The following is a 25,462-nucleotide window of genomic DNA, read 5'->3' as shown; positions in this document are numbered from 1 at the left end:
GCAGTGTCAACTCGTGGAAGCAATCGGCTCGGCCAGTAGCTTCGTGAACACCTCCCGCGGGGTGAGGAAGCCGAGTACCGCGCGTGGCCGGTCGTTGAGCTCGTCGGCGATCGTGTCCAGGTAGGGCTGGTGGTCGGTGATCTCGATGCCCTTCGGCAGGTACTCGCGGATCAGCCCGTTCGTGTTCTCGTTGGTGCCGCGCTCCCACGGCGAGTGCGGATGAGCGAAGTACACCTTCAGGTCCGTGGCCGTGGTCAGCGCGGCATGCCGGGCCATCTCGGTCCCCTGATCCCAGGTCAGGGAACCGAGGATGTGCCGGGGCATGCCGCTGACCGTATCGATGAGCACATCTGCGAGGCCGTCGGCGTTCTTACCTGCGGGAAGACCGCAGATCAGGGTGAACCTGCTGGTGCGCTCGACCAAGGTGGCGGCCGCGGACTTGCCGCCCTTCCCGATGATCAGATCGCCTTCCCACGATCCAGGAACCCTGCGGTCGGAGGCCTGCTCGGGCCGGTCGTCGATCGAGACCATGCCGACGATCTTCGCGCCGGTGCGCTCGCCGAGCGCCTTACGGGGCTTGCGGCGGGTGCGCTTGGAGCGCAACAGGATCCCGGACTTGGCGAGCTCGCCCTTGGGCAGCGCGTAGATCCACTGGTAGATGGCCTCGTGTGAGATGGTTCGGCCTCCGGCGTCAGGGGAATGCACCATGGTGTCCACGCTGTCGTCGGTAGCTTCACGGTGCAACCTGCCGGCGATCTGGCGGGGCGTGCGTGAGTGGCGCAGATCGGTGCGGACCCGCAGCTCAAGCTGCGGGTCCGCGTCGATCTTGCGGGTCTGTGGTCTGCTACGGCGCCCTCGTGCTGCGCGGTCGGCGGCCACTGGCCGGTAGCCGCCGGCCGCGCTGGCGTTGCGTTTGCGTTCGCGCCAGATCACCGTCGGGTTCCGGCCGATGTCCTCACCGATCTCCGCGTCGGACAGACCGGCCTTGATCCCGACCGCGATCTGCACTCTGTCGTCCAGCGTCAGCTGCCGCCGCCCCAACCCACCACTCCTACCGTGTCACCAGCATCATTGCTACGACGCTATGACACCGCCCAGTCTTCGGGTAGTTTCGCGATCTCATCTACGAGCAACTTATTGCGCACATCGTCCTCCGCGATACGCCGCTCTGCGCTCTTCGGAAGAAAGCCCTTGATTTTGCTGCTCTGCAGATCCTGGAGTTCGTGCGCTTCCAACTCCATTTGCACGCCCGGCAGTTCGCCATGCTCGACTCGCGAAAGAATCTCGAGTTCCTGCAAGCGGGCAATCGGCTGATCACCTAGCACATCGTCATCCAGTCGCCGGTCGCCGAACCGCTGCACGAGCCGCCTCGTGAGGTCCTCATTGTTCCGGAACGGCGTAGCAGTGAGCCCCACGAGGTGGCGCTCAGTGATCCGATGCGTCAGCCCCAACTTCGTGAGCAGCTTCGTGTACTTGGGCGAGATGGCACTGTGCGCCTCGTCGATGAGTACAAGCGCCGGGGTACGCAACCAGGCGTAGCCTGGCGAATCCAGATGCGCTGCGAGCATCGCGTCGGTCGCGACGACCAGATGCGGCCGGTCAGCGACCGCAGTCGCGGAATTCCCACTCCAGAAACGATCAATCACCAGCGGATGCTCCGCGCCTACCTTCTCCCACACGAACTTCCAGGACTGCACCGCCTGCTCGCAGAGCTCACCGGTCTCTGCGATCCACAGGATCGGACCTGATGGCATGCCCGATTGCCGTATCCATCGGATGACCCCCTCGGCCGCGACGCGCGTCTTGCCCGCACCGGTGGGAAGACTGATCATCGCCCGCTGCGGCGAGCGCGAACTCAGCATGTCGACCAGGCGGCCGGCGATGACCTCCTGGTAGTGGTGGAGCGAAGGAAAGTCCGTAGGGCCGGCCGCCACCACGCGTTCGGGCGGCGCAGGTACTGAGCTTCCGGCGAACGAATCCGGGAAGCCCAGATCGATTGCGAACCGCCGCGCACTTGGGCCGCCGTCGTACCGGCTCGGCGCCCCGGGGAACCGCCCCTGGATCGCCTTCGAACACTCCTTCAGGACTCCATCGTCGAAGCTGCGGAATGCGAGTTCGGCAAGTCGGCGCCGGCTCGGTTCGCCGGACTCACGCTCCTCACTGTCGAGCAGGCTCTGCGGCAGCAGCTCACGAAGCTCGGCAGTCTCGAGCATGAGCGCAAGCTTTTCCGACACTGAGGCAGCGGCACGGACGGCGGCGACCCGCTCTTTGTTCACCTTGTCCGCCAACTGCCGCTGGTAGGCCTCGATGACGGCTCGGCAGCCGCCGGCACCAAGGCCGAATGCAAAGCTCTGATCAACGATCAGCAGCGCCTGCTCATCGGTCGCCTCCGCCGGGATCAGTACTGTGTCCCCCTCCAGCGCCTTGCCGAGTGACTTCCGGCTGGTTCCGTTGGGGGTGCGGATCACCTCCTCGAGTTCGCCACAACGCTGCAGGTAATTACCGCGAAGCCGACTACTGCCGAGACGCTGCCGCAGCGCCGGAAACGCGTCGCCGAGCTCGATCCGCGGGCCTTCAGCTGCCCACCGGATCGTCTTCTCGATGACGTTGGTCACCGGGAGCATCCCCCAGTCCTCGATCATCGCTCCCGCCTGCTCGGCATCCTCCGGCCTGTCGACCAACAGTGCGGGGTGTCTCTCGCGGACGAGCTCGTCGTATTCGGATCGCGACCTGGCGAGCGCGATCTCGTTGTCGGGGCGCAGCTCCCAGCATTCCCCGACGCGGCAGCGGACGGTCTCTTCCTCCATGATCAGATCGGGCGCCACGCGGAGCAGCAACGCGTAGGTCGCACCGACGAACCTGTCGTCGGTGCTCGCCTTCACTCCGTCGAGCAGCGTGGACCAGTCCTCAGCGCCGACCTGTTCGACCGAGATCGGCATGAGCAGGCGCTTCGCCTTCTCATCACTGATCTTCGCGACGGGCAGAAACTCCGAGTACTCGGCCAGCTGCGGGCCCACTGCTTCCGCCACCTGACGCAGGCCCTGGGAGGTCTGCACGTACCCGTGCCGCTGGACCAGCCACCGGATCGGTGACGCCACCTGGGCACGGCTTGCGGTCGCCTTACCCACCTGGCGGGTCCAGTTCACCTTGAGCCCGTCATCCGGAATCGCGCTGAGGAATGCGGCCCGCCCTTCTTCCGACAGGCGCAGGAACAGGTGCAGCGGGCCTGCGACCTCACCACCCTCGAGCCGCAGTGTCTTCGGCATGATTCGGTGATCCGTCGCCCCGAGGGTCCCGCAGTACTCGTCGTGCATCGCCGTGCGGTAGTCCTCGAACCACGGATCGCCGTCGGGCTTGTATCTCCGGTCGGGCACCGCCAACACACCTAGGCTGCGCAGGATTCCTCTGTCGTTCGCGTGGAACGACATGTCGACCGTGAAAGCCGCGTCCCGCGAACCGTCGGCCGGCACGACGGGGCCCGGCATCATCGCGTTCTTCAACGGAACAAAGGCGCCGGCCTTGGTGCGCACGTGAAGAGTGGCCGCGGGTTCAGACACGCGGCGCTGCACCTCACCGGTCTGCACCGCTCCACCAGCGGTGTTGAGAAGTTCCCAGAACCGCATCCACGAATCTGCCGTGTAGCCGTCGAACCCCTGGTCGAGCACACTGTGAAACCGTCCCTCCGCGTCGGACTCCCGGATGCCCAACTCATCGAGAAGGTGAAGCATGTCGGGCTCATCGCAGACGGCCGGGTCGATATAAACGAGGTCGTCCTGCAACCCGTCGTCCCCCGATCGCCGAAAGACGCTTCCCGGGATCGGCGCGACGAAATCGCCGGATTCCGTACGGATGATGCAGGCACGTCGCGCGTCCATCGCAACTGGGTTGCCGGCCCCCAAAAAGTCATGCCGAAGAAGGTGCGCCAACACGCGGATCGCCGCCGCCGATGCCGCCGCCGTCCCGTCCTGTACGAGCGCCTCCACCCAAGTACGCACCGGCTCCGCGTCCTTGCACCCGGCGGCATCGAGAATGTGGTTCATCTTGCCGCGCCGCGGGCCTGGCGCGTCGACGGAGTGGTGCACCCAGTTCCTCGGCCTCCCCTCGTAGTCCCGCCATTGCTCGAGCGCGCCGGACGAGAGCTTCTCCCTGTGGATGCGCAATTCCGATGGCAACCGTAGGACACCGTCCTGATCGGGCAGCGAAGGGCTGCTCACGGCAATCCGCCAGACATGCTCGGTCAGAGTCTTGCAAGCCCAGTTCGGGGATTCCTTCGCCCGACCGGGCATCAGTGGCAGGTACGCGGCGGGGTCTGAGGGTTCCACAAGTGCGCCGAGCGAATCGACCACCAGATGTGCCGCAACTTGGAGGAGTTCCGCATTGAGTTCACTACTGTCGAGCAGGTTCTGCCTGTCCTCGTTCGTCTTCCATGCCGCGTTGAGAGCACCGCTCAACGTCGTGGGGTACTTCGTAGGGAAGAACGACCAGAAGGAACCCCGCTCCTGCCCCACGGTGAGGTACGGCGAATCCTTCGTTCGTGTATATCCAGGGACCGCCCAGGAGACGTCGATGGTAGCTCGGTCGTGCAGTTCCCCCGCGCGTACGCGCGTATCGTCGAGGACGTCATGGGCCACTGAGAAGACTCTGAATCGCTCGGTCGCAACTTTGCCCTCGTTGCGCGTCTGCGTGATCGCGACAATGTCTCCGTCAGCTGCCACGCGGATCTCCCGGGCCCGCACAGGCATCGTGCGTCGGTCCTCCAGGACAAGAGTCCCGACGTGCGGCGAGAACAGCTGGAACAGGTTCGGAAACTCGCGGCCGTTCGACGGCGCCTCCGACCGCGAGCGGGAGGTCTGCTGGATGTCCTCCGCCAGTCTCTCCGCCGCACCCGGCAGTAGAGGCAATCGAACCACCGTGCTCGCCCATTCCATGAGACTGCGAAGGATCGGGTCGCGGGAGTACTCATGCTGCTCGTCCATCTGGCGAGCCATGCGGAGGACCGGGGTCTCGCCGAGTTCGTCCAGCGGCCGTAGCCCCTCTGTGCTACGTTTCCGGTTGACTGCGGCAAGGATCTCTTGCGCCGACCACTCCGCATCGAATCCGAACGAACCCGTTCTGCTGAAGAACTGGGGGGCCTTCGACACCGAGAGAACAGACTTCACCCCCACCCCGAAGCGGCCGATCTGACCGCCCCGGCGGTGTCATAGCGTCGTAGCAATGATGCTGGTGACACGGTAGGAGTGGTGGGTTGGGGCGGCGGCAGCTGACGCTGGACGACAGAGTGCAGATCGCGGTCGGGATCAAGGCCGGTCTGTCCGACGCGGAGATCGGTGAGGACATCGGCCGGAACCCGACGGTGATCTGGCGCGAACGCAAACGCAACGCCAGCGCGGCCGGCGGCTACCGGCCAGTGGCCGCCGACCGCGCAGCACGAGGGCGCCGTAGCAGACCACAGACCCGCAAGATCGACGCGGACCCGCAGCTTGAGCTGCGGGTCCGCACCGATCTGCGCCACTCACGCACGCCCCGCCAGATCGCCGGCAGGTTGCACCGTGAAGCTACCGACGACAGCGTGGACACCATGGTGCATTCCCCTGACGCCGGAGGCCGAACCATCTCACACGAGGCCATCTACCAGTGGATCTACGCGCTGCCCAAGGGCGAGCTCGCCAAGTCCGGGATCCTGTTGCGCTCCAAGCGCACCCGCCGCAAGCCCCGTAAGGCGCTCGGCGAGCGCACCGGCGCGAAGATCGTCGGCATGGTCTCGATCGACGACCGGCCCGAGCAGGCCTCCGACCGCAGGGTTCCTGGATCGTGGGAAGGCGATCTGATCATCGGGAAGGGCGGCAAGTCCGCGGCCGCCACCTTGGTCGAGCGCACCAGCAGGTTCACCCTGATCTGCGGTCTTCCCGCAGGTAAGAACGCCGACGGCCTCGCAGATGTGCTCATCGATACGGTCAGCGGCATGCCCCGGCACATCCTCGGTTCCCTGACCTGGGATCAGGGGACCGAGATGGCCCGGCATGCCGCGCTGACCACGGCCACGGACCTGAAGGTGTACTTCGCTCATCCGCACTCGCCGTGGGAGCGCGGCACCAACGAGAACACGAACGGGCTGATCCGCGAGTACCTGCCGAAGGGCATCGAGATCACCGACCACCAGCCCTACCTGGACACGATCGCCGACGAGCTCAACGACCGGCCACGCGCGGTACTCGGCTTCCTCACCCCGCGGGAGGTGTTCACGAAGCTACTGGCCGAGCCGATTGCTTCCACGAGTTGACACTGCCCCCGCTTCTTCGATACCCCCATCCGGAGAATGGTGTCGGCCCCGTCCGGGGTGATCGGATTGCCCTCATTGGCGCAGTAGAGATGCTCCTTGGCAAGGACCACATGGATGCGCCCGCCTGTCACCGACGGGTCTCGCAGTTCGTCCGCCGCATTCTGGACCAACTCGTAGATCTGCCGATCCCCGTATCCCCCCTGATGGATGCGGCGCTCGCCGTTCGCATCCTCCTCGACCCTGTCCGGGTTGAACGCGTACGTGCCGAGAGCGAGCTCGGAGAGCTCTGCGATCTTCTGCAACACCGAACCGTCGTTCGAGCTGCTCATGGGCTCCTCCACCAGTACATTGCGAACTCTCCCGGGGAGACGACGGCAGTGCCGCCGAACCTCGCGAGCCCCGCATAGGGTCGACATGATCGGGCACGAACCGCATCCCGGAGATCCGACACCTGCCCCGTGTTCAATACACGGAGTCGACTACCCGATCAGCCCGGTTCCAGCTCGTGGACGTCATTATGCACCGGAGCTACGACAAAACCCGAGAAGGATTCAATGCACCGAAGGTTTTGCCGAGTTCGAGCGGGACCGCAGTCACGGAAGGCGTCGGAAAATTAGACCGAACGAAGTACAACCGCCGCTTGCCGGAGTGCACTCCAGACGGAAAACGCCCGCCACACCGACACCGGCTATGCGACAGCCCGGTCCAAGACCGATACTCGTTGAAGACACGTGACGCGACTCGAACGATGGAGACACAGGGCATGGACGACGACCTCGACGAGCTCTATGAGGACTTCCTCGAACAGCTGGCCAACAAGACGCCCAGCGAGGCGTTCCGGAAGTTGCGCAGGTGGGGTGTCGACGAGGCCCTGCTCACCAAGGTCCAAGAGCGCTACGAGGAGGAGGCCCTCGCCGTTCGGGAGCAGGGCATCGCGCCGTCGGTCGTCGTCGGCGGCCGGTCCACCTGGTACACGGGTCCTCAGAGCAAGGACAAGTACTGGCCCGCCATCCGCTCCAAGTTGCAGAAAAGCGGGTGGAGTGCGGAGTCCCTCGAGGAGCTCGACAAGAGCACTTCGCAGATCGTCGGCCTGCTCGACCACCCCAAGACCCCCGAGTTCAGTACCAAGGGACTCGTCCTGGGGCACGTGCAATCGGGTAAGACGACCAACTTCACCGCGGTCATCGCCAAGGCCGCAGACCGCAACTACAAGCTTTTCATCGTCCTCGCCGGCATCCACAACAGCCTCCGGCGTCAGACGCAGGTACGACTGCGCAACGATCTCATCGGCGAGCACCACGACCAGTGGATCGAACTCACCAACCCCGACTCCGACTTCACGCCGCCCCCGACGCACGCGATCTCGTACTTCGCATCGAACAACAGGCAGAAGGTCCTGTGCGTCATCAAGAAGAACGCCACGGTGCTGCGCAAGTTCCGTGAATGGCTACGCGGAGCGGAAGACCACCTGCGCGAGTGTCCTACGCTGATCATCGACGACGAAGCCGACCAGGCGACGGTGGCCACGGAGCGGATCAATCCGCTCATCATGGACATCGTCGATTCGCTGCCCAAATCCGTGTACCTGGGCTACACCGCTACGCCGTTCGCGAACCTCCTCATCGATCCGGCATCTTCGAACCTGTACCCGAAGGACTTCATCGTCAGCCTCCCCCAGCCGAAGTTCCCGTACTTCGGCAATGAGGTGCTGTTCGGCCGCGAGCCACTCGACGCCGAAGACGAGGGCGGTGTCATAGCGTCGTAGCAATGATGCTGGTGACACGGTAGGAGTGGTGGGTTGGGGCGGCGGCAGCTGACGCTGGACGACAGAGTGCAGATCGCGGTCGGGATCAAGGCCGGTCTGTCCGACGCGGAGATCGGTGAGGACATCGGCCGGAACCCGACGGTGATCTGGCGCGAACGCAAACGCAACGCCAGCGCGGCCGGCGGCTACCGGCCAGTGGCCGCCGACCGCGCAGCACGAGGGCGCCGTAGCAGACCACAGACCCGCAAGATCGACGCGGACCCGCAGCTTGAGCTGCGGGTCCGCACCGATCTGCGCCACTCACGCACGCCCCGCCAGATCGCCGGCAGGTTGCACCGTGAAGCTACCGACGACAGCGTGGACACCATGGTGCATTCCCCTGACGCCGGAGGCCGAACCATCTCACACGAGGCCATCTACCAGTGGATCTACGCGCTGCCCAAGGGCGAGCTCGCCAAGTCCGGGATCCTGTTGCGCTCCAAGCGCACCCGCCGCAAGCCCCGTAAGGCGCTCGGCGAGCGCACCGGCGCGAAGATCGTCGGCATGGTCTCGATCGACGACCGGCCCGAGCAGGCCTCCGACCGCAGGGTTCCTGGATCGTGGGAAGGCGATCTGATCATCGGGAAGGGCGGCAAGTCCGCGGCCGCCACCTTGGTCGAGCGCACCAGCAGGTTCACCCTGATCTGCGGTCTTCCCGCAGGTAAGAACGCCGACGGCCTCGCAGATGTGCTCATCGATACGGTCAGCGGCATGCCCCGGCACATCCTCGGTTCCCTGACCTGGGATCAGGGGACCGAGATGGCCCGGCATGCCGCGCTGACCACGGCCACGGACCTGAAGGTGTACTTCGCTCATCCGCACTCGCCGTGGGAGCGCGGCACCAACGAGAACACGAACGGGCTGATCCGCGAGTACCTGCCGAAGGGCATCGAGATCACCGACCACCAGCCCTACCTGGACACGATCGCCGACGAGCTCAACGACCGGCCACGCGCGGTACTCGGCTTCCTCACCCCGCGGGAGGTGTTCACGAAGCTACTGGCCGAGCCGATTGCTTCCACGAGTTGACACTGCCGAGGTCTTCGACGGGTACGACATGATCCGGATCATCGACGATTCCGAGGTCCCCTTGGTGAGGCCTGCGTCTCGCGCCGATGCCGATGGCTTCGTCCCCTCCATCACGGGGTCACTGCGCACGTCGGTGCTGTACTTCTGGCTTGCGACCGCCGCCCGTCGCGTACGCAGGACCGGCAACAAGCATTCGACCATGCTCATCCACACCAGCGTGAAGACCTCGGTGCACGAGAGCTTCCACGAACCGCTCGCCCGGTTCCAGGAATCGGTGCAAGACCGCATCCAAGACCTCGACCCCCGGATCCTCGGCGAGCTCGAGGGTCTGTGGAAACGAGAGAACGCCGCCGTCCCCGCCGGGGAGTTCGGGCTCGCGCCCGTGGATTTCGACGAGGTGCTCGAGATGCTCCCCTCGGTTCTCTCGGAATCTCGCATCATCATCGACAATGCGACCAGTCGCGAGCGGTTGGACTACGAGGGCCAACCGGTCGTCGCCATCGCGATCGGCGGAAACACGCTCTCTCGAGGTCTCACCCTGGAGGGGCTGGCCGTGAGCTACTTCGTCCGGTCGGTCTCCGCCTACGATTCGCTCCTGCAGATGGCCCGCTGGTTCGGGTACCGCAGCGGTTACGAGGATCTGCCGCGCATCTGGCTCACGGAAGAACTCCGCGGCTGGTTCCGTCACCTCGCCACCGTGGAGACGGAGATCCGCAGGGACATCGATCGCTACATGGCCGGCAATGACACCCCGACGTCGTTCGCCGTCCGTATCCGCACACACCCTTCACTCCTCGTGACATCCGCTGCGAAGATGGCAGACGCCGTCGAGGTCTACTCGGCGTTCGGCGGACGCCGGATCCAGACGCACTTCTTCGATGTCTCCCCGAGCGCCGTCGAGGACAACCTGTCGGCGCTCCGTGGACTGATCAGTTCACTCGACGCCGATCACATCCGCGTCGAAGCCGACGGGCGACACTCCCGCTACCTTTGGCGGAACGCCGGATACAAGGCCGTGACCCGATTCCTGCGGGAATACTCGTACCATCCCGAGTCTTTCGAGAGCAGCAACGACGTACTCATCGAGTACATCGAGAAGCGAGTACGCCAATCCGAGCTGCTGACCTGGAATATCGCGATCGTCGGGAAGCCCACGGGCGATCCATCTGCGACAGTCGACCTCGGGCACGGCATCGCACCGGGCAGGGTCGTCCGCTCGCGTCTCGAAGGCGACGTCGTCGACATAAAGACGCTTATGAGCCGTCGGGACGCAGCACTCGATCTCAACCTGAGCAAGGTGAGCAAGGAACAGCCGCTCACCGAGGAGGAGATCTTCACGCTGCGCCGCGTGCAGCTTCCCCACACCGGGCTGCTGGTCCTATACGTCATCGACAAAGACTCCGCACCCAACTCGAAGCGTCCGTCGTCCGGAACGAAGCGCGTCGCACTCGACGCCCCCGACGACCTGGTCGGATTCGGCCTGGTGTTCCCTCCGGCCGATGGCGAGGACTCGCAGGCCAAGCACACTTACGTCAGCGCGGACCTCTCGGGCATCGAGATCGAGGAGATCGACGATGCCGAACTCGATGCACTCGAGCACGAGGAACTGCCATGACCGCTCCGACCGGGCCAGGCCGTTTGACGAAGGGGTGGACACTGCTGGAATCCCAGGTCGCCGGCGGTCACGATCGCATCCGCACCTACGACATCGATCTGCGCATCGGTCAGGGACCGATCTTGACGGCCGTCGACCGCTCCATGCGGCGTCATCTCCTCGTGCCCCTGTCTCGAAAGCAGCGCATCGGCCGCACCGCCGACGGGGCGAACATCTCGATCGGTGAGTTGTCATTGGAGGACAAGACCTCGTTCGTCCGCTATGCCGACGTCTGCTGCGAGAACCCGCGCTACCACGACTTGTTCACCGACCTGTGCCGCGACATCCTCGACGCGATAAATTCCACGCCGACAAGGGCCATCGCCGCCATGAACTCCGTGGTACGCAAGTGGCGGGGACTGTTCTCAACACCCGACGGCGTATTGCCGCGGTCCGCGCGCATCGGGCTTGCCGGTGAGCTCATCACTCTCCTGGAGCTGCTGGAGCGCAGCCCGTCGTCGGTGATGACCTGGGCGGGCCCCTTGAGCGCGCGGCACGACTTCACCACATCCGCGATAGCCCTCGAGGTGAAGACTGCGATCGCCGGAACTGCACGCACGACACGGGTCCACGGCATCGATCAGCTTGCGCCTCCTTCCGGCGGACAGCTCTTCCTCCGGTACCTCGAGGTCGACGAAGTCGAGTCGGGCCCGGCAGGCGACGCTCTGCCCGACCTCGTCGCTCGAGCGGAGCAGGCCACCGACGACCCGCCGGAGTTGATGTCCCGGCTCACAGCGGCCGGGTACTCGGCTGCACACGCGGAGTTGTACTCGGTCACCCGCTACAAGATCGTGTCCGACTCCTGGTACACCGTGCGCGATGGCTTCCCACGTTTGACCCGTGATCAGTTCGCCGATCCTGCAGACGCGGATGGCATCGTCGACGTTTCGTACTCGATCGCGCTTCCCACGGGTCACGACTTTCGCACCGATCCCGAGTACGTTCTCGACCAGCTGGTCGCATCGCACCTGGAGGAAGACCGATGAGCATCGGATGGCACTCCCAGCCGTTCCCTCCGAGTGGCGCGTCCACCGCGGAGGGGATCAGGAACCAGCTCGGGCGGCCAGCGCTGAACATGCTCACAGTGCTGGTACGCGAGGCCGCCCAGAACAGTTCCGATGCCGCATTGGGAGGGCATCAAGTCCGTTTCACGATCGATCTCGAAGAACTGAGCACCACCGTGGCGCCGCGTTGGCGCGACACGCTCCTGCGTGGCGCCCCTTCAAACGATCAGCTGCCCTTGCGCAAGTCCTTGCAGAACCGGATCCGCGTCTTGTCAGTGACCGATCGCGGCACTCGCGGCCTCGGCGGACCGACGCGCGCCGACAATGCGGTGACCACCGACAACGACTTCGTCGCTTTCGTCCGCAACGCGGGCGAGCCACGCAACGTGGACCTCGGCGGCGGCACGTACGGTTTCGGCAAGGGCATATTCTTTCTCCTCTCCCGTTGCGGAACAGTGCTCATCTACACGCGTTGCCGTGTCGGCCGAGGACGGTTTCAGACCCGCCTCATCGTTTGCAGCCTGTGGTACAGCTACACGCAGGGCGAGGGGGAGTCCGGATGCCGCTTCACCGGCAGACACTGGTGGGGGGACACGTCGGGCGAGGTACTCGAGCCGCTGATCGACGACGAGGCCGACAGGGTCGCGAGGTCCTTGGGGCTGCGCGAATTCACAGGCGAAGAGACGGGTACGACCATCTCGATCATCGATCCGATCCTCGACTTCGACGAGGACGACGAAGACCGCAGTGCCGACAGTGCCGCACGGTGGATGGCGGACGCGATCGCGTGGAACCTCTGGCCCAAGATGATCACCCACACACAGCAACCGAAGCCTGCCATGTTGTTCACGGTGCACCGCAACGGTGCCGACGTGAACATCCCCGACCCGGCCCAGACCTCCCCTCTGCACATGTTCGTCAGCGCATTCCGGTCATTGAAGGAGGGGAAGAGCACCGAGATCCGCGCGCTCCGGCCGAAGAAGCTGTTGGGCGAGGCCCATATCGACAAGCGGTTCTCCCAGCACTTCGAGGCCTCTGACCTGGCAGAGGAGAACGGATTCGGCAGGACCTGCAACCACATCTGCTTGATGAGGAGTCCGGAGCTGGTGGTGAAGTACCACCGCGGTCCGCAAACCGGTTCGGGAAGCGTCGGTTACGCGGGCGTCTTCCGCGCCGACGACGCGGTGGACGACGTTTTCGCCCAGGCGGAACCGCCAACCCACGACGACTGGGTGCCGGCCAACCTGGAGGGCCATGCCCGAACCTTCGTGCGGGTCGCCTTCACTCGGCTCAAAGAGCAGGCCAACACCTACATCGAACCCGTGGCGGACGCACCGGCAGGAGCCGCCGCATCCGTACCGCTGGGCGATGTCAGTCGTCGATTCGCGGATCTCGTAGCGGGAGCCTCACCGCAACCTGTGGTCGCGGGCGATTCCGGCCGTGCGGGGGCCGAGACCGGAAAGTCTGGATCGAATGGTGCCGGTGCGCCTCAGACCACCGCACGGCATCGCGCAGCCACCTCCCGTCCACGCGTCTCGTACGACGGCGATCCGGTGTTCGGAGAGCATTCCGGCCGGTTGGTCGTCATCCAGAAGTTTCGCGTGAGCTGCTCCGACGAGGTCGTTGTAAGTGCGAAGCTCTCCGTCACGCTGCCCGGCGCCAGAGAGAAGGATGCTCCCGCCGGCGCCGCCGTCCCGACTGTCGTCGGGTGGACGCGCGAGGACGGCGGCGGTTTCACATCGTTGCAGGAGCTCACGCACCCGGGAGACGACTCCCCACGGCTTCTCCTCGTCGCGCCGGCACCGGACGCCGGCACATCCATCGCCATCACGGCGAACAGAGCGGAGGCCTGACATTGGCACGGACAGTCTTCCCGTATCGCCGCCCCGACCAGCAGTGCGCAGATCCGAGCGCGTGGCTGGTCACCGCGGCGGGGCGCACGTACGAAGGGCCGATCGCACTGCCGGGCTGGGACTACAACACCGACCTCGCCATAGCACGCGACGTGCGCATCGACCTGTCCAAGCTCCGGGAACAGTCGGGGCTCCCCACGGACGCCGCCTTGTTGCTCGCGGTCGTGTGGGAGTCGTCGGGCTCGCACCAACGGTCGCGCTGCTTTCGAGAGAAGTTGCCCGGCCTTGACGGAATCGCCAACCTCCAGGTGGACGCCCATCTGAGGGGTGAGGACCTCGGGGGCACCCTCACACTGCGCACGGCCATCGTCCTCGCCGAACAGGTCTCAACCCCTGAGCCGTTCACCGCCCATCTGCCGGGTTCAGAGCTGTGGTCGGAGGAATTCCGCATCGTTCTGGAGGACGACGCACCGCTCTTCCCTGTCGCAATGGTCGACTTCGCCGTCACGACATTCCCGCTGGGCACACCGTGGTCCGTGTCGGTCGGCAGCAACCCCGACTCCGCCGCCATGGGCTCACTGATGCTCTACATCAATGAATCGATCGACGCCGTCGCACACGCCTTCAGGAACGCGGGTGACCCGACGACCGCCGATGCGGTGCTGCTGTCCGCAGCACATGCCGATGTGACCCGCGTGCTCATCGAGCATGCTTTGTCGATCGAGGAACTCGACTCCTCGATCGACTATCCCGAAGGAAGCATCGGCCGGATGCTGCAGGGGGTGATGCACCGCATCTTTCCTGATGAGGACTACAAAAGCATACGACGGAGGCGGGATTCGCAGCCCGCGATGTTCGCAGACGAAGTGCACGACGCCGTGCGCGTTTTCTCGGAGGTCCGATGAGCATTCTCTACCCTCGCCTGCTCCCGAACATCGCGGAAGCACGCTTCGAGGAGATCCATGGCGCCTCCCTTGCAGACCTGCAGAAGAAAGCCTCCGTCCAAGACGACAGCGCGGTCTACGTGGCGACGGGCGGACTACGCGCGGGCGCCGAACAGCTCGACTCGCTACGCGAGTCCGTACTCCGGCACGCGAAGAATGCGGGGTTCCCGGAACCGCCCAAGGTGCAGGCAAGAGAGTCATTCGATCTCGCCGTCGCGCGGCATCTGCACCGCGAATCCGGCCTTGCGCCGGCCGAGGCCGCCGCAGGAGGCGTCTGGGCTTTCCTCGCCCTGATCCTGCTACCGGACGTCCTCGTCTGGCGGTTCCCCGAGCCGGTCCGCGACCGCGCACTCGGCACCGATCTCACGCGTCATGTCTTCGGTCGGCTCTGGTGGCGGGCCCAGCTCATCCACGACTCTTCTGCGGATGACCCGTACGCCGACCTGGGCCGTATCGGCGGCGAGGCATTCGGCCAGATCTACGAGCGCCGCAACTCGATCGGCGCGAGCCCTGCTCTCGTCCGCGCGATCATCACCGTCTGGAATGAAGTCGAGGCACAACGAAGGAACCGCGACGTTTTCCGTGACTTCATGAAGCGCGTGCTACGACTCGGCTGGTTCATGCGGTTCGAGACCCTGGAGCAGACACAACTGCAAGCCCTGCTACGCCGAACGATCGGCGAAACGCTCAGCGCAGTGGGCGTCTGACTCGTCAGGCCTCGACGCCCACTGGGACCATCCCGGTCGGCTTCCGCGAGAACCACGACTTCTGAACCTCACGGAAGAATACATCGTCCACCGCCCACGACGGCCGGCCTAGCACCGCATTGAGAACGTGGGCCGCCATACGCGGAGGGACTGCATTACCGATCTGCTGGGAGATGTCGCCGCCCTCCCACTGGTAGTCATGCGGGAATGACTGGAGGCAGCTCGACACGAGTTGGGTGAACCGCGTCTCGACCCCGTTGTCGAAGACGATCTTGTTGCGAGACGCTTTGCCGGTGATGGTGAACGACGGCTGGTCAGAGGTGCGTCGCCCCCTGTTTCGAGGATCGCCACCCGAGCCGTAGTTCGATACGACGGTGAACGGCATCCGATACTGCAGATCAAACTGCAGCGCTTCTCTCATCGAGACGCACGGTTGTAACTTCCGGAAGATCGAGAGGAAATCCTCACCCCCCGCTTCCCGACGTCTATCGAATGCCTCGTGGGTCGGCTCAGGGAACCGCACTGCGCTGCTCGGGAACCCTCGGCGTGCGATGAGGACTGCGCGGCGACGGGTCTGGGGAACTCCGAACTGCTCGCTCTTGAGCACCTCCGCAGAAGCCCCGTAACCGATGCCGCGGAGCACCGCCGCCATTGCATGCCACACGGGCTCGACTGCCGGCACCTGCTCGAGCACGATCGCCTCGTAGGGTTTGCCGATGCGATGCCGAATAAGCGCCCAGATCAACGGTTGGAGCACCAGACCGGTTCGCGGATCCGAGAATTTCGCAGCCGCGGCCAACGCCTCATCGATCTTCCCGGCTGCAAGCATCCCCACCAGCTGGAGCACATCATCCAGCGCCCTACGGCCGGCTCCGCGGCCGGCCACCGTGAACGTCTGGCACGGCGGGCCGCCCACGAGCACGTTGCAGTCGAGGTACTCCTCGGGGTGCACCTTCGTGACGTCTTCGAACCGCGTCTGCAGTCCGGCCGCATTGCGGGTTGCGCACGCGTTAGCGTCGAACTCGACGCCGATCGAGGGGACCCCCAGCCAATGCGCCGCGACGTCGAACCCGCCCGGGCCTGCGAACAGATCGACGATGCGCGGGTTCTCCAGTTCGGTGAGTTCCGCATCATCCGCCGTCGACATGGTCCGAGCATAGCCGGCTGGCGACTCGGCGCCTACGGGCAGTAGCCATCGACCGCGAGTGTCGTGCAGGCCACCGTAGGCTGAGATGGCCATGAGACAGTCTCATTCGCGTAGCGGCGCTCGATGAACGGCCGCCCGATCGACCCCGACCCCGCCTGGACCCCGCCCGACGGGTCGTGGGCGTCATCGGCGGGCAATCGCCGCAGCATGAAGTCGAACAGGGGGCGCGACACCGGGCCGGAGCGCGCCATCCGCTCCCTCGTGCACGCCGCCGGCCTCCGCTACCGGGTGTCGGCCCGGCCGCTGCCCGACGTGCGTCGCACTGCCGATCTCGTCTTCCGCCCCACCAAGGTGGCGGTATTCGTCGACGGCTGCTTCTGGCACCGCTGCCCCGAGCACTTCACCATGCCCAAGGCCAATCACGAGTACTGGGAGCCGAAGATCCGACGGAATGTCGAGCGCGATCGCGAGACGGACGCCCTGCTCGGCGAAGCCGGCTGGCTGGTCTTGCGCTTCTGGGAGCACGAAGCGCCGGAAGACTGTGCACACCTCATCTGCGAGGCCGTCACTGCGCGGAAGAAGCCCGATTAGTCCCTACCCCATCGGGTCGTCGGCCCCGCCCCGCGACGGCCCCTCGAACGGCGGCAGCACGTCCGCCCACTGCTCCAGCCGCCACCCGCCGTCCGGCGTGGGCGCCAGAATGACGGCGTCGGTGTTGTCCAGGTGGTTGGTGACGGCGAAGGCCGGGTCCACGCCGCTCATCGCGGTCACGGCCAGCCGGATGATCGCCCCGTGACTCACCACCACCACGTCACCGGGGTCGCCGGCGCCGCCCAGGTGCGCGGCGCGCAGCTCGTCCAGCTGCGGCAGGTACCGCCCCAGCGCGTCGTGCCCGCTCTCGCCGCCGGGGATGCGCTCGTCCAGGTCGCCCTTGTACCAGCTGCGGAACACGCCCATGAACACCTTGTGCGCGTCCTCGTCGGAGCGGCCCTCCAGGTCGCCCGCCTGCACCTCGTGCAGCCCCTCGACCACATCGAGGCCCCGGTCGACGGCCTCGGACACCGGCGTCGCCGTCTGCCGCGCCCTTAGCGCCACCGACGACACGAGCAGGGCCGGCCGGCCGCCGCTGCCGAACCGTTCCGCCAGCGCCAGCGCCTGCTGCTGGCCGGCCGACGTCAGCGGCGCGCCCGGCGGCAGCGTGTCGAGCTTCTTCGCGACATTGGCCACCGTCTGCCCGTGGCGCACCAGGATGAGCCGCCCGCTCATGTCGCCTCCCGTCCCTGCCGCATCCGCTCCAACCAGTCCACCGTCTCACGATCGGACGGCGGCGGCGTCCCCTCGGTGTGCGACGCCGGCCACGAACCCAGGAACCGCACCTCCGCAGTGGTGCGGTGCAGCGCCTTGAGCACCTCGGCCACGGGGGTGTCGTCGATGTGCCCAGTGCAATCGAGCTGGAAGTAGTAGTTGCCCAACCCCGAGCGCGTGGGCCGCGAGGCGATGCGCGTCAGGTCCACCCCGCGGATGGAGAACTGCATGAGCGCCTGCGCCAGCGACCCGGGCTCGTTGGGCAGGTAGAGGAACACCCCGGTCCGGTCGGCGCCCGTGGGCGGCGGCGTCGTCCCCGGCCGGCCCACCAGCACGAACCGGGTGCGCGCGCCCTCCACGTCCACCACGCCGTCGGCCAGCACGCCCAGCCCCAGCCGCTCACCGGCCAGCGCCGTCGACACGCCCGCGTCCACCGACCCGGCGGCGACGTCCTCGGCCGCGCCGGCGTTGGACGACGCGGGCATCACGCGCGAGTGCGGCATCCGCGCCGCCAGCCACTGCCGCACCTGCGCGGCCGCCACCGGGTACGCGCCGATGGTCTGCACGTCCTCCACCGCGGTGCCCGGGCGCGCGACGATGGTGAACGCGATGTCCAGCTCGGTCTCCGCGAAGATCTGCAGCCGGGTGCCCTCGGCCAGCGGGTCCAACGTGGGCAGCACGGGCCCCTCGATGGAGCTCTCGATGGGCACGCACGCCAGGTCCGCCGCGCCCGAGCGCACCATGTCCAGCGCCGCACGCTGACTGTCCGCCGCAAGCCGCTCCACCGGCCCCTGCGCGCCCAGTCCGGCCAGCCGGCCCTCGCCCTCGAACCGGCTCAGCGCCGCCTCGGTGAACGTGCCCGACGGCCCGAAGTAGGCGACGCGGTCCAGACGGAATCCGCTGCGCTCAAATCCTTTGCGCTCCACATACAGCACACTAACGAAATCCGCGCCGTCGGGCCGCCCGCGGGCATAGTCTTGGACGGCAGAGCGGCACGGCTGCCGCGACACACGGTGCATCCGCACCATTGCACGCCCCATGCCCGAGAGGAGCGCCCAATGCGCGCGGTACAGGTCACCCGGCTCGACGGTCCATCCGCGGTCGAGGTGAACGACGTCCCCGAGCCGGCCGCCGGCACCCACGTGCTCATCGACGTGCACGCCGCCGGCGTCACGTTCCCCGACGTGCTGCAGACCCGCGGCCAGTACCAGATCAAGATGCCCACGCCGTTCGTCCCGGGGGCGGAGGTGGCGGGCGTGGTGCGCTCGGCCCCGGAGGGCAGCGCCTTCTCCGAGGGCGATCGCGTGGCCGCGTTCCCCGGGTTCGGCGGATTCGCCGAGTCGGTGGCGGTGGACCCGGCCCAGGTGTTCCCCCTGCCGGACCGGTTCTCCTTCGAGCAGGGCGCCGCGGTGCCGATGAACCTGCTCACCGTGCACTTCGCCCTCACCAAGCGCGGCCGGCTCGAGGCGGGCGAGACGGTGCTGGTGCACGGCGCGGGCGGCGGCATCGGCACCGCCGCCACCCAGCTGGCCAAGGCGCTGGGCGCCGAGGTCATCGGCGTCACCTCCGACGGCGCCAAGGCGGATCTGGCCCGCCGCGCCGGCGCCGACGAGATCGTCCCCGCCGAGGGGTTCCTGGTGGCCGCCAACAAGATCACCGACCACCGGGGCGTGGACGTGATCGTGGACCCGGTGGGCGGCAGCCGGTTCACCGACTCGCTGCGCAGCCTCTCCCGCGAGGGCCGGCTGCTGGTCATCGGCTTCACCGGCGGCGAGATCCCCACCGTCAAGGTCAACCGGCTGCTGCTGCACAACACCTCGGTGGTGGGCGTCGGCTGGGGCGAATACTGGCTGGCCAGGCGCGGCTACCTGCAGGAGCAGTGGCGGGACCTGCTGCCGCTCATGGAGGCCGGCACCGTCGACCCGATCATCGGCGCCGCCCACTCGCTGGAGGAGGCCGGCCAGGCGCTCGCCGCCATGGAGAACCGGACGGCGGTGGGCAAGCAGGTCCTGACGGTGCGGTGACGGCGTCCCGTCTGGTGGCACGGTGCGTTGTGGCGGTGCCCCCGGGGTGTGAGCGTCGGCGGTGATCAGGACGGACGGCCCCGTGCCCCCACACGACCCGTAAGGACGCCGCATGACCACAGCCACCCTCACGCTCTCCCCCGCCGAGCAGCTCCTCGCCGTCGAGGAGATCAAGCGCACCTTCGCCGGGCGCCTCCGCTGCATGGACACCAAGGACTGGGAAAGCTACGCCACGTTCCACACCGACGACGTGGTCAGCGACTCGTGGCGCAGCCAGGGCGCCGCACAGCCGTCTTCCCGCTCCGACTCGGCAAGCACCGGCGACGCCGCGCCCGTCACCGGCGGGGCCGCGCTGACGGCGGCCATCCGCGCGACGCTCGACGGCGACCGGCCCGTCACCAGCGTCCACCACGGCCACACCCCGGAGATCGAGCTGACCTCCGACACCACGGCGCGCGGCGTCTGGGCGATGGAGGACCTGCTGCGGTGGACCCGCACGGGCGGCGACGCCGGGGCAGACGAGAACACCGACGAGTGGCTGCACGGCTACGGCCACTACCACGAGGAGTACCGGAAGGTCGGCGGCCGCTGGCTGATCAGCTACCGCGCGCTCACCCGGCTGCGCGTCGACACGTCGCCCGGGTTCTACGACCGCTGAGGATCGCCGCCGCGCGAGTCAGGAATACCAATCCGGCACCGACTCGGCGGCGCCCCGGGTTCCGAAGCCGAGCGCGGCCAGTTCCGCGGCCACCGCGAGGGGTTCCGGAACGAGCACTCCCAGCAGGAGTTGGCGCACAGCGTCGGCCGCCATGTCGCTCAGCGCCAGCAGCCGCTCGACGTCGGGCCGGTCGAACGCCGCGCGCACGTCGGCGCCGCTGATCCCCGCCACCGCGCACGCCAGCACCCGCACGACACCCGCCGCGTCGTCGGCCTCCGCCAGGTACCCGGCGTCCGAGTGCACGAAGCTCGACTGAAAATCGGCGACGTCGCCCGCGTCCGCGCCCGTCGGCAGCACCATCGACCGGCCGGCGGCCGCGGCGCGCTCGGCGCACTCGCGCACGGTGATCCCGCCGCCGCGCACCGCCACCGCGACCGGGCCGGGCGCGTCGAGCGCGAGGGCCTCGTCGAGCTCGTCGGCTGAAACCGTGAGGAGATACCGCACCACCGGAACCCTCGGCTCCGCGCGCAGCTCGTCCGGGGCCACGTCGAGCGTCGCGAACACCCCTGCGTCATCCCCCACCTGCGTGGTGATGATCCGCTCCAGGTCCGACGCACGGACGTGCGCGGGGCCGACGAGACCGGCTGCGGCCGCACGCGCACCGTCGGCCCCTGAGCCTTCGGCATCCCCGGGCGGTTCCGCGGAACCGCCCGGGGCGCGGGCGACAAGCAGTCCTGCGGCCAGCGGCCTGCGCGTCTGCTCGCGCGGCGGGCGCAACGGCAGGACCGGCCTGGGTGTGCGCCGGGCGCCGTCCGACGGGGTGAGCGGGAGTTCCACGCTCCCACCGTAGGCCCGCGCGGCGCAGGCGGGATTCACGGGTGACGTAGGCCGCAAACTTAGGTTAGGGTTACCTATCCCCATTGGCGATGGCGAAGGAGACCCCATGCAGGCAGCACCCACGGCCGCCGAGACCATCTGCAGCGCACTCGTCCGCCCCGGCGTCACGACCCTGGCAGTGGACGACGGCGGCGACGGCACCGAGACGCTCACCCAGCCCACGCTGCAGCACCCGCTGGACACCGGCGCGCTGGCACTTCTTCTCCCCGGCACCACCGCCCCGCACACCGGCGGCGGCCACATGCCCACCGGCGTCCTCGAGATCACCGACCACCTGGTGCTCGGCGCCGACAGGCCAATCCGCTCGGTCACCTGGCTGGCCGGATACCTCGAGCGGCTCGCCCCCGCGGCGCAGCGCCGGCTCGCCGTCGAGATCGCCGAGACCCGTCCCCACGAGGGCCTCCTGGACCTGGGGCACGGGGCCACCCTGACCGTCCTGTGGCCCACGAGCGCCGTGCTCGCCGACACGCACGGAATCGAAGTGGTCGACCCGGTGGAGCTGTGCACGGCCCGCGCCGACCCGTTCTGCCTCATGGAGGACGCCTGGCTCACCCACATGGAACTCGCGCACGGCGACATCCTCGCCGGGCTCGCCCGCCGCCTCCCCCCGGAACTGCGCGGCAACCGCGTGCGTCCCCTGGCCATCGACAGCCGCGGCATCACCCTGCGAGTCGCCGAATCCCTGGCCGACGAATCCGGCACCACCGACGTGCGCATGCCCTTCAGCCGCACCGTGCACGACCCGATAGAACTCGGGCGGGCCGTGCGCACCCTGAGCCGCTGCCCGCACCCGGTGGAGGTCACCGCCACACGCTGAGCCGCTAGCGTGGCAGGCGTGATCCGCGACTGGCTGCGCCCCTCCGCCCCGGCGGTCGACGTGCCGCCGCAGTCGGACCCGCGCGCCCGCCGCATCATCTGGCTCGAAATCGTCTTCCTGCTGCTGATCACCTTCGGCTACAGCGGCATCTCCGCGATCCTCTCGCTGGCCCAGAGCGCGCTGTCGCCCGGCGGGATCGGCGGCCAGGCGGTGGCGCTCAACACCTCCCGCGCGCAGAACGGCCTGATCGACCTCGGCTACCAGTTGCTCGGCATCGCCCGGCTCATCGCCACCGCGGGCCTGGCGATGTACCTGCTGTGGCGCAGCGGCGTCGGCCCCCGGCTGGCGGGCCTGGTGCCGCCGCGAGTACGCGAGTGCGCGCACGGCATCGGCCTGGCCGCGCTGATCGGGCTGCCCGGCCTGGGCCTCTACGTGGCGGCCCGGGCGCTGGGGCTCAACGTGGAGGTGGTCCCCACCACCCTCGACGACCACTGGTGGCGCATCCCCGCCCTGGTGCTGTGGGCCATCGCCAACGCCGTAGCCGAGGAGACCCTGGTGGTGGGCTATCTGCTCACCCGGCTGCGGCGCCTGGGCTGGTCGCCCAACGCGGCGCTCGCGGCGTCGGCGCTCCTCCGCGGCAGCTACCACCTGTACCAGGGCGTCGGCGGCGGGCTGGGCAACGTGGCGATGGGCCTCATCTTCGGCCGGTACTGGCAGCGCACGGGCCGGCTGGTGCCGCTGATCATCGCGCACGCCGTGATCGACATCGTCGCCTTCGTGGGGTACGCGCTGCTGGCCCCGCACCTGGGCTGGCTGAACTGACGCTTCCGCGCCCCTCCTCGCCCTCGCCGAGTTGGTGGTTTTCCGGTGCCCGAGCCGCGTTTCCGCACCGGAAAACCACCAGTTCGACGGAGGAAACCGGCCGCGCCGACCGGCGCGGCGGCATCGACGGCCCGACTTTCAGTAAAGTCGACGGTCGTGAACGCCGATCCCCCTCCCCCGCCGCGGGGCCGCCGACCCGGCCCCCCGCAGGGCCGCGACGACGACCGGACCCGCCACTACGGGGCGCCCGGACAGCAGCCCGGCCCGCCACAGGCGTGGTCGCAGGACCCCCGGCAGCGCCCCCCGGCGCCACAGCAGCGGCCCCCGCAGCAACCCCGCGGGCAGCAGGGCCGGCAGGGGGCCCGCAACGACGGCATCCAGTACGCCCCCACCCAGACCCCCGAGCCGTTCGTCGACGACGACCCCCGCTACCGCCGGCGCGGCGCCCAACGGCAGGGCCCGCCCCCGCAGGGCCCGCCCCCGCAACGTCCCGGCGGCCCCGACCGCTACGGGCGGCCCGACCCCCGCCGCCGGCCGCCGAAGCCGCGGCGCAGGCGCCGATTCCGCTGGGGACGCGCCATCCTGATCGCGCTGCTCGTCATCATCCTCGCGGTCGGCGGGCTGGTGCTCTACCTGGACCGCTCGCTGCACCGCGTCGACGCGCTGCCGGATTACCCGGGGCGCGTGGCCCAGACGGCGGGCACCAACTGGCTCATCGCCGGCTCCGACAGCCGCTACGGGCTCACCGAGGACCAGCAGGCCACTCTCAACACCGGCGGCGACGTGGGCGACGGCCGCACCGACACCATCGTCCTCATGCACGTGGCCGACTCCGGCAAGCCCACCATGGTGTCGATCCCCCGCGACTCCTACGTGCCCATCCCGGGCCACGGCAGGGACAAGATCAACGCCGCCTTCGCCATCGGCGGGCCGCCGCTTCTGGTGCAGACGGTGGAGGGCGCCACGGGGCTGCGGATCGACCACTACGCGGAGATCGGCTTCGGCGGGTTCGCCGGGGTGGTCGACGCCGTCGGCGGGGTGAAGCTGTGCCTGGACCAGGCGGTGGACGACCCGGCCCACAACATCTCGCTGCCCGCCGGCTGCCAGAAGTACGACGGCGCGATGGCGCTGGACTTCGTGCGCGAACGCTACGCCCTGCCCGGCTCCGACCTGGACCGCATGGCCAACCAGCGGCAGTTCGTCGACACCCTCGCGTCCACTGTGGCGAAGCCGACGACCTGGCTCAACCCGGTGCGGATGTGGAACGTCGTGAACCGCGGCGTCTCGTCGCTCACCGTCGACGAGGGCACCCACATCTGGAACCTGGCGAGCCTGGCGTGGGCGCTCAAATCGGGCCCCGTCACTACAACGGTGCCGATCGGCGGGTTCGAGGACACCTCGTCCGGCAACGCGCTGATCTGGGACCGAGACCGAGCGCAGACGTTCTTCCAGACGCTGGCAGAGGACAAGCAGCTGCCCGCCGACCTCGTCACGTCGAACGGATTCGGGTAGGGGCGCAAAACGAAGGGGAGCGCGGCGACCGCATCGGATCACCGCGCTCCCCGGTCGGCCGTCTACCGGATCGTCACCTGACGCCCGCGCAGCCCGTCGCGTGAACGGCGCTGGTCGCTGGTGAGCGGGCCGTCGTCGGCCAGCGCCTCGTCCAGGCGCTGCCCCAGCTCCAGCGTGGCGTCGCGCCACTCCAGCGGGTGCTTCTCCAGGTCCAGATCGAACACCGGCACCAGCAGCCCGTGCGCGCGGAACGTCCCCGCGAACCGGGACCCTTCGCCCAGCGTCAGCCCGCCCGCGGCGTGCACCCGGGCCAGCGCGGACATCAGCGCGTCCTCGTCCTCGGGGCGCACCCACCGCAGGTGGGCCCGCTCGCCCGCGTCCACCCACCAGGCGGCGTCGACGCCGTCGATGCGCTCGCTGGGCATCATCAGCTGGTTGGCCTGCTCTACGGCCGCCTTGATCTGCGCGTTGGTCTCGGCGCCGCCGGCCAGCCACCAGTCGAAGTCCTTGTGCACCGTGATCTCCAGCGGCGCGTCGGGCTGGAGCACCTCGGTGACGGGCGGGGTGGTGTCGGACGGGTTCGCCACCTGCAGCGTCTCGCCCGCCTCGGCCCCCGCCGCCCACAGCACCGCCGCGGCCAGGTCGGCGCCCAGGTCGTAGGAGGACGACTGCACCTGCATGCCGACGAGGGCGTTCACCGCCGTCTCGTCACCGGCGGCCTCCTCGCGCACCACCGCCGCCGCCGCGCCCGGCACCACCGTCGCGAGGGTCATCGGATGCTCGGCCGCCACCTCGGGGCGCACGGGCAGCGCCGCGGTGGCGGACGGCACGAACTCGCGCAGCGCCACCAGGTCGCACTCGTAGGCCAGCCCGGCGAACGGGCGCACCGGCTCCTGCTGCGCCTGCTCGCGCTCCAGGCGGCGCTTCTCCATCAGCTCGGTGCGGCGGCTTCCCGCCCGCGGACCGCTGTTCCTCTTGCTCTTCTTACCCACGGGGCACGACACT

Annotated in this window: 21 protein-coding genes; 14 read left to right on the top strand and 7 right to left on the bottom strand. The window is 68.0% G+C overall.

Features of this window, described 5'->3' with window-relative positions; genetic code table 11:
* Positions 1-6: 6 nt before the first annotated feature.
* Positions 7-1,041, bottom strand: a complete 1,035-nt coding sequence (locus FO059_RS02040; RefSeq protein ID WP_143905932.1) for an IS30 family transposase — start codon at positions 1,039-1,041, stop codon at positions 7-9.
* A 41-nt stretch (positions 1,042-1,082) separates the two neighbouring features.
* Entirely contained in the window at positions 1,083-5,141 is a 4,059-nt protein-coding gene (locus tag FO059_RS02035) for a DEAD/DEAH box helicase (protein ID WP_143905936.1), read from the bottom strand.
* Between the two features lie 104 nt (positions 5,142-5,245).
* On the opposite strand from FO059_RS02035, the gene FO059_RS02030 reads away from it, so the two are divergent.
* The 8 genes from FO059_RS02030 to FO059_RS01995 all read left to right on the top strand — a co-directional run bounded on the left by FO059_RS02030 (position 5,246) and on the right by FO059_RS01995 (position 15,275).
* Complete coding sequence (locus tag FO059_RS02030; protein ID WP_143905932.1) at positions 5,246-6,280, top strand: IS30 family transposase; 1,035 nt, start codon at positions 5,246-5,248, stop codon at positions 6,278-6,280.
* A gap of 748 nt (positions 6,281-7,028) precedes the next feature.
* Positions 7,029-8,045, top strand: a complete 1,017-nt coding sequence (locus FO059_RS02025; RefSeq protein WP_143905934.1) for a hypothetical protein — start codon at positions 7,029-7,031, stop codon at positions 8,043-8,045.
* Between the two features lie 33 nt (positions 8,046-8,078).
* Positions 8,079-9,113: an IS30 family transposase gene (locus tag FO059_RS02020; RefSeq protein ID WP_143905932.1), complete on the top strand. Its 1,035-nt coding sequence runs from the start codon at positions 8,079-8,081 to the stop codon at positions 9,111-9,113.
* A 64-nt stretch (positions 9,114-9,177) separates the two neighbouring features.
* Positions 9,178-10,728 (top strand): Z1 domain-containing protein, encoded by a 1,551-nt coding sequence (locus FO059_RS02015; protein WP_168226571.1) that lies wholly within the window; start codon positions 9,178-9,180, stop codon positions 10,726-10,728.
* Positions 10,725-11,753, top strand: coding sequence for a PD-(D/E)XK motif protein (locus FO059_RS02010; RefSeq protein ID WP_143905926.1), 1,029 nt, complete (start codon positions 10,725-10,727; stop codon positions 11,751-11,753). The genes FO059_RS02015 and FO059_RS02010 overlap by 4 nt, the downstream gene beginning before the upstream one ends.
* Positions 11,750-13,624 (top strand): hypothetical protein, encoded by a 1,875-nt coding sequence (locus FO059_RS02005; RefSeq protein ID WP_143905924.1) that lies wholly within the window; start codon positions 11,750-11,752, stop codon positions 13,622-13,624. The genes FO059_RS02010 and FO059_RS02005 overlap by 4 nt, the downstream gene beginning before the upstream one ends.
* A 2-nt stretch (positions 13,625-13,626) precedes the next feature.
* Positions 13,627-14,529, top strand: a complete 903-nt coding sequence (locus tag FO059_RS02000; RefSeq protein WP_143905922.1) for a hypothetical protein — start codon at positions 13,627-13,629, stop codon at positions 14,527-14,529.
* Positions 14,526-15,275: a DUF6339 family protein gene (locus FO059_RS01995; protein WP_143905920.1), complete on the top strand. Its 750-nt coding sequence runs from the start codon at positions 14,526-14,528 to the stop codon at positions 15,273-15,275. The genes FO059_RS02000 and FO059_RS01995 overlap by 4 nt, the downstream gene beginning before the upstream one ends.
* A 4-nt stretch (positions 15,276-15,279) precedes the next feature.
* Here FO059_RS01995 and FO059_RS01990 read toward each other — a convergent pair whose 3' ends face one another.
* Complete coding sequence (locus tag FO059_RS01990) at positions 15,280-16,422, bottom strand: DNA cytosine methyltransferase (RefSeq protein ID WP_143905918.1); 1,143 nt, start codon at positions 16,420-16,422, stop codon at positions 15,280-15,282.
* Positions 16,423-16,545: 123 nt separating this feature from the next.
* On the opposite strand from FO059_RS01990, the gene FO059_RS01985 reads away from it, so the two are divergent.
* Entirely contained in the window at positions 16,546-17,013 is a 468-nt protein-coding gene (locus FO059_RS01985; RefSeq protein WP_143905916.1) for a very short patch repair endonuclease, read from the top strand.
* Between the two features lie 3 nt (positions 17,014-17,016).
* Here the strand turns inward: FO059_RS01985 and FO059_RS01980 are convergent, their stop codons facing one another.
* Both FO059_RS01980 and pheA read right to left on the bottom strand, forming a co-directional pair.
* Positions 17,017-17,688, bottom strand: coding sequence for a histidine phosphatase family protein (locus FO059_RS01980; RefSeq protein ID WP_143905914.1), 672 nt, complete (start codon positions 17,686-17,688; stop codon positions 17,017-17,019).
* On the bottom strand, positions 17,685-18,617 hold the full coding sequence (gene pheA / locus FO059_RS01975; protein WP_143910344.1) for a prephenate dehydratase: 933 nt from the start codon (positions 18,615-18,617) through the stop codon (positions 17,685-17,687). The genes FO059_RS01980 and pheA overlap by 4 nt, the downstream gene beginning before the upstream one ends.
* A 168-nt stretch (positions 18,618-18,785) precedes the next feature.
* Here pheA and FO059_RS01970 point away from each other — a divergent pair, with 168 nt between their 5' ends.
* Both FO059_RS01970 and FO059_RS01965 read left to right on the top strand, forming a co-directional pair.
* Entirely contained in the window at positions 18,786-19,751 is a 966-nt protein-coding gene (locus FO059_RS01970; RefSeq protein WP_143905912.1) for an NADPH:quinone oxidoreductase family protein, read from the top strand.
* A gap of 112 nt (positions 19,752-19,863) precedes the next feature.
* Positions 19,864-20,409, top strand: coding sequence for a nuclear transport factor 2 family protein (locus tag FO059_RS01965; RefSeq protein ID WP_143905910.1), 546 nt, complete (start codon positions 19,864-19,866; stop codon positions 20,407-20,409).
* An 18-nt stretch (positions 20,410-20,427) separates the two neighbouring features.
* Here the strand turns inward: FO059_RS01965 and FO059_RS01960 are convergent, their stop codons facing one another.
* A complete protein-coding gene (locus FO059_RS01960; RefSeq protein WP_143905908.1) occupies positions 20,428-21,246 on the bottom strand; it encodes a hypothetical protein in 819 nt (272 codons plus the stop codon).
* A 106-nt stretch (positions 21,247-21,352) separates the two neighbouring features.
* On the opposite strand from FO059_RS01960, the gene FO059_RS01955 reads away from it, so the two are divergent.
* The 3 genes from FO059_RS01955 to FO059_RS01945 all read left to right on the top strand — a co-directional run bounded on the left by FO059_RS01955 (position 21,353) and on the right by FO059_RS01945 (position 24,457).
* Complete coding sequence (locus FO059_RS01955; protein ID WP_143905906.1) at positions 21,353-22,123, top strand: DUF2470 domain-containing protein; 771 nt, start codon at positions 21,353-21,355, stop codon at positions 22,121-22,123.
* An 18-nt stretch (positions 22,124-22,141) separates the two neighbouring features.
* Positions 22,142-22,945, top strand: coding sequence for a CPBP family intramembrane glutamic endopeptidase (locus FO059_RS01950; RefSeq protein ID WP_233267074.1), 804 nt, complete (start codon positions 22,142-22,144; stop codon positions 22,943-22,945).
* A 156-nt stretch (positions 22,946-23,101) separates the two neighbouring features.
* Entirely contained in the window at positions 23,102-24,457 is a 1,356-nt protein-coding gene (locus FO059_RS01945) for an LCP family protein (RefSeq protein WP_143905904.1), read from the top strand.
* A 62-nt stretch (positions 24,458-24,519) separates the two neighbouring features.
* Here FO059_RS01945 and FO059_RS01940 read toward each other — a convergent pair whose 3' ends face one another.
* On the bottom strand, positions 24,520-25,449 hold the full coding sequence (locus FO059_RS01940) for a DUF5926 family protein (RefSeq protein ID WP_143905902.1): 930 nt from the start codon (positions 25,447-25,449) through the stop codon (positions 24,520-24,522).
* Between the last annotated feature and the right edge of the window lie 13 nt (positions 25,450-25,462).

Source organism: Tomitella fengzijianii, assembly GCF_007559025.1.
In the GTDB taxonomy this organism is placed as follows: Bacteria; Actinomycetota; Actinomycetes; order Mycobacteriales; family Mycobacteriaceae; genus Tomitella; species Tomitella fengzijianii.
This window is presented reverse-complemented; position numbering and strand designations above follow the sequence as displayed.

What these genes read in the sequence shown, in the direction of transcription:
- FO059_RS01995 (WP_143905920.1), top strand. Translation starts at nt 14,526, where the DNA reads ATGAGCATTCTCTACCCTCGCCTGCTCCCGAACATCGCGGAAGCACGC.
- FO059_RS01990 (WP_143905918.1), bottom strand. Translation starts at nt 16,422, where the DNA reads ATGTCGACGGCGGATGATGCGGAACTCACCGAACTGGAGAACCCGCGC.
- FO059_RS01980 (WP_143905914.1), bottom strand. Translation starts at nt 17,688, where the DNA reads ATGAGCGGGCGGCTCATCCTGGTGCGCCACGGGCAGACGGTGGCCAAT.
- FO059_RS01965 (WP_143905910.1), top strand. Translation starts at nt 19,864, where the DNA reads ATGACCACAGCCACCCTCACGCTCTCCCCCGCCGAGCAGCTCCTCGCC.
- FO059_RS02005 (WP_143905924.1), top strand. Translation starts at nt 11,750, where the DNA reads ATGAGCATCGGATGGCACTCCCAGCCGTTCCCTCCGAGTGGCGCGTCC.
- FO059_RS02025 (WP_143905934.1), top strand. Translation starts at nt 7,029, where the DNA reads ATGGAGACACAGGGCATGGACGACGACCTCGACGAGCTCTATGAGGAC.
- FO059_RS01970 (WP_143905912.1), top strand. Translation starts at nt 18,786, where the DNA reads ATGCGCGCGGTACAGGTCACCCGGCTCGACGGTCCATCCGCGGTCGAG.
- FO059_RS01985 (WP_143905916.1), top strand. Translation starts at nt 16,546, where the DNA reads ATGAACGGCCGCCCGATCGACCCCGACCCCGCCTGGACCCCGCCCGAC.
- FO059_RS01955 (WP_143905906.1), top strand. Translation starts at nt 21,353, where the DNA reads ATGCAGGCAGCACCCACGGCCGCCGAGACCATCTGCAGCGCACTCGTC.
- FO059_RS02010 (WP_143905926.1), top strand. Translation starts at nt 10,725, where the DNA reads ATGACCGCTCCGACCGGGCCAGGCCGTTTGACGAAGGGGTGGACACTG.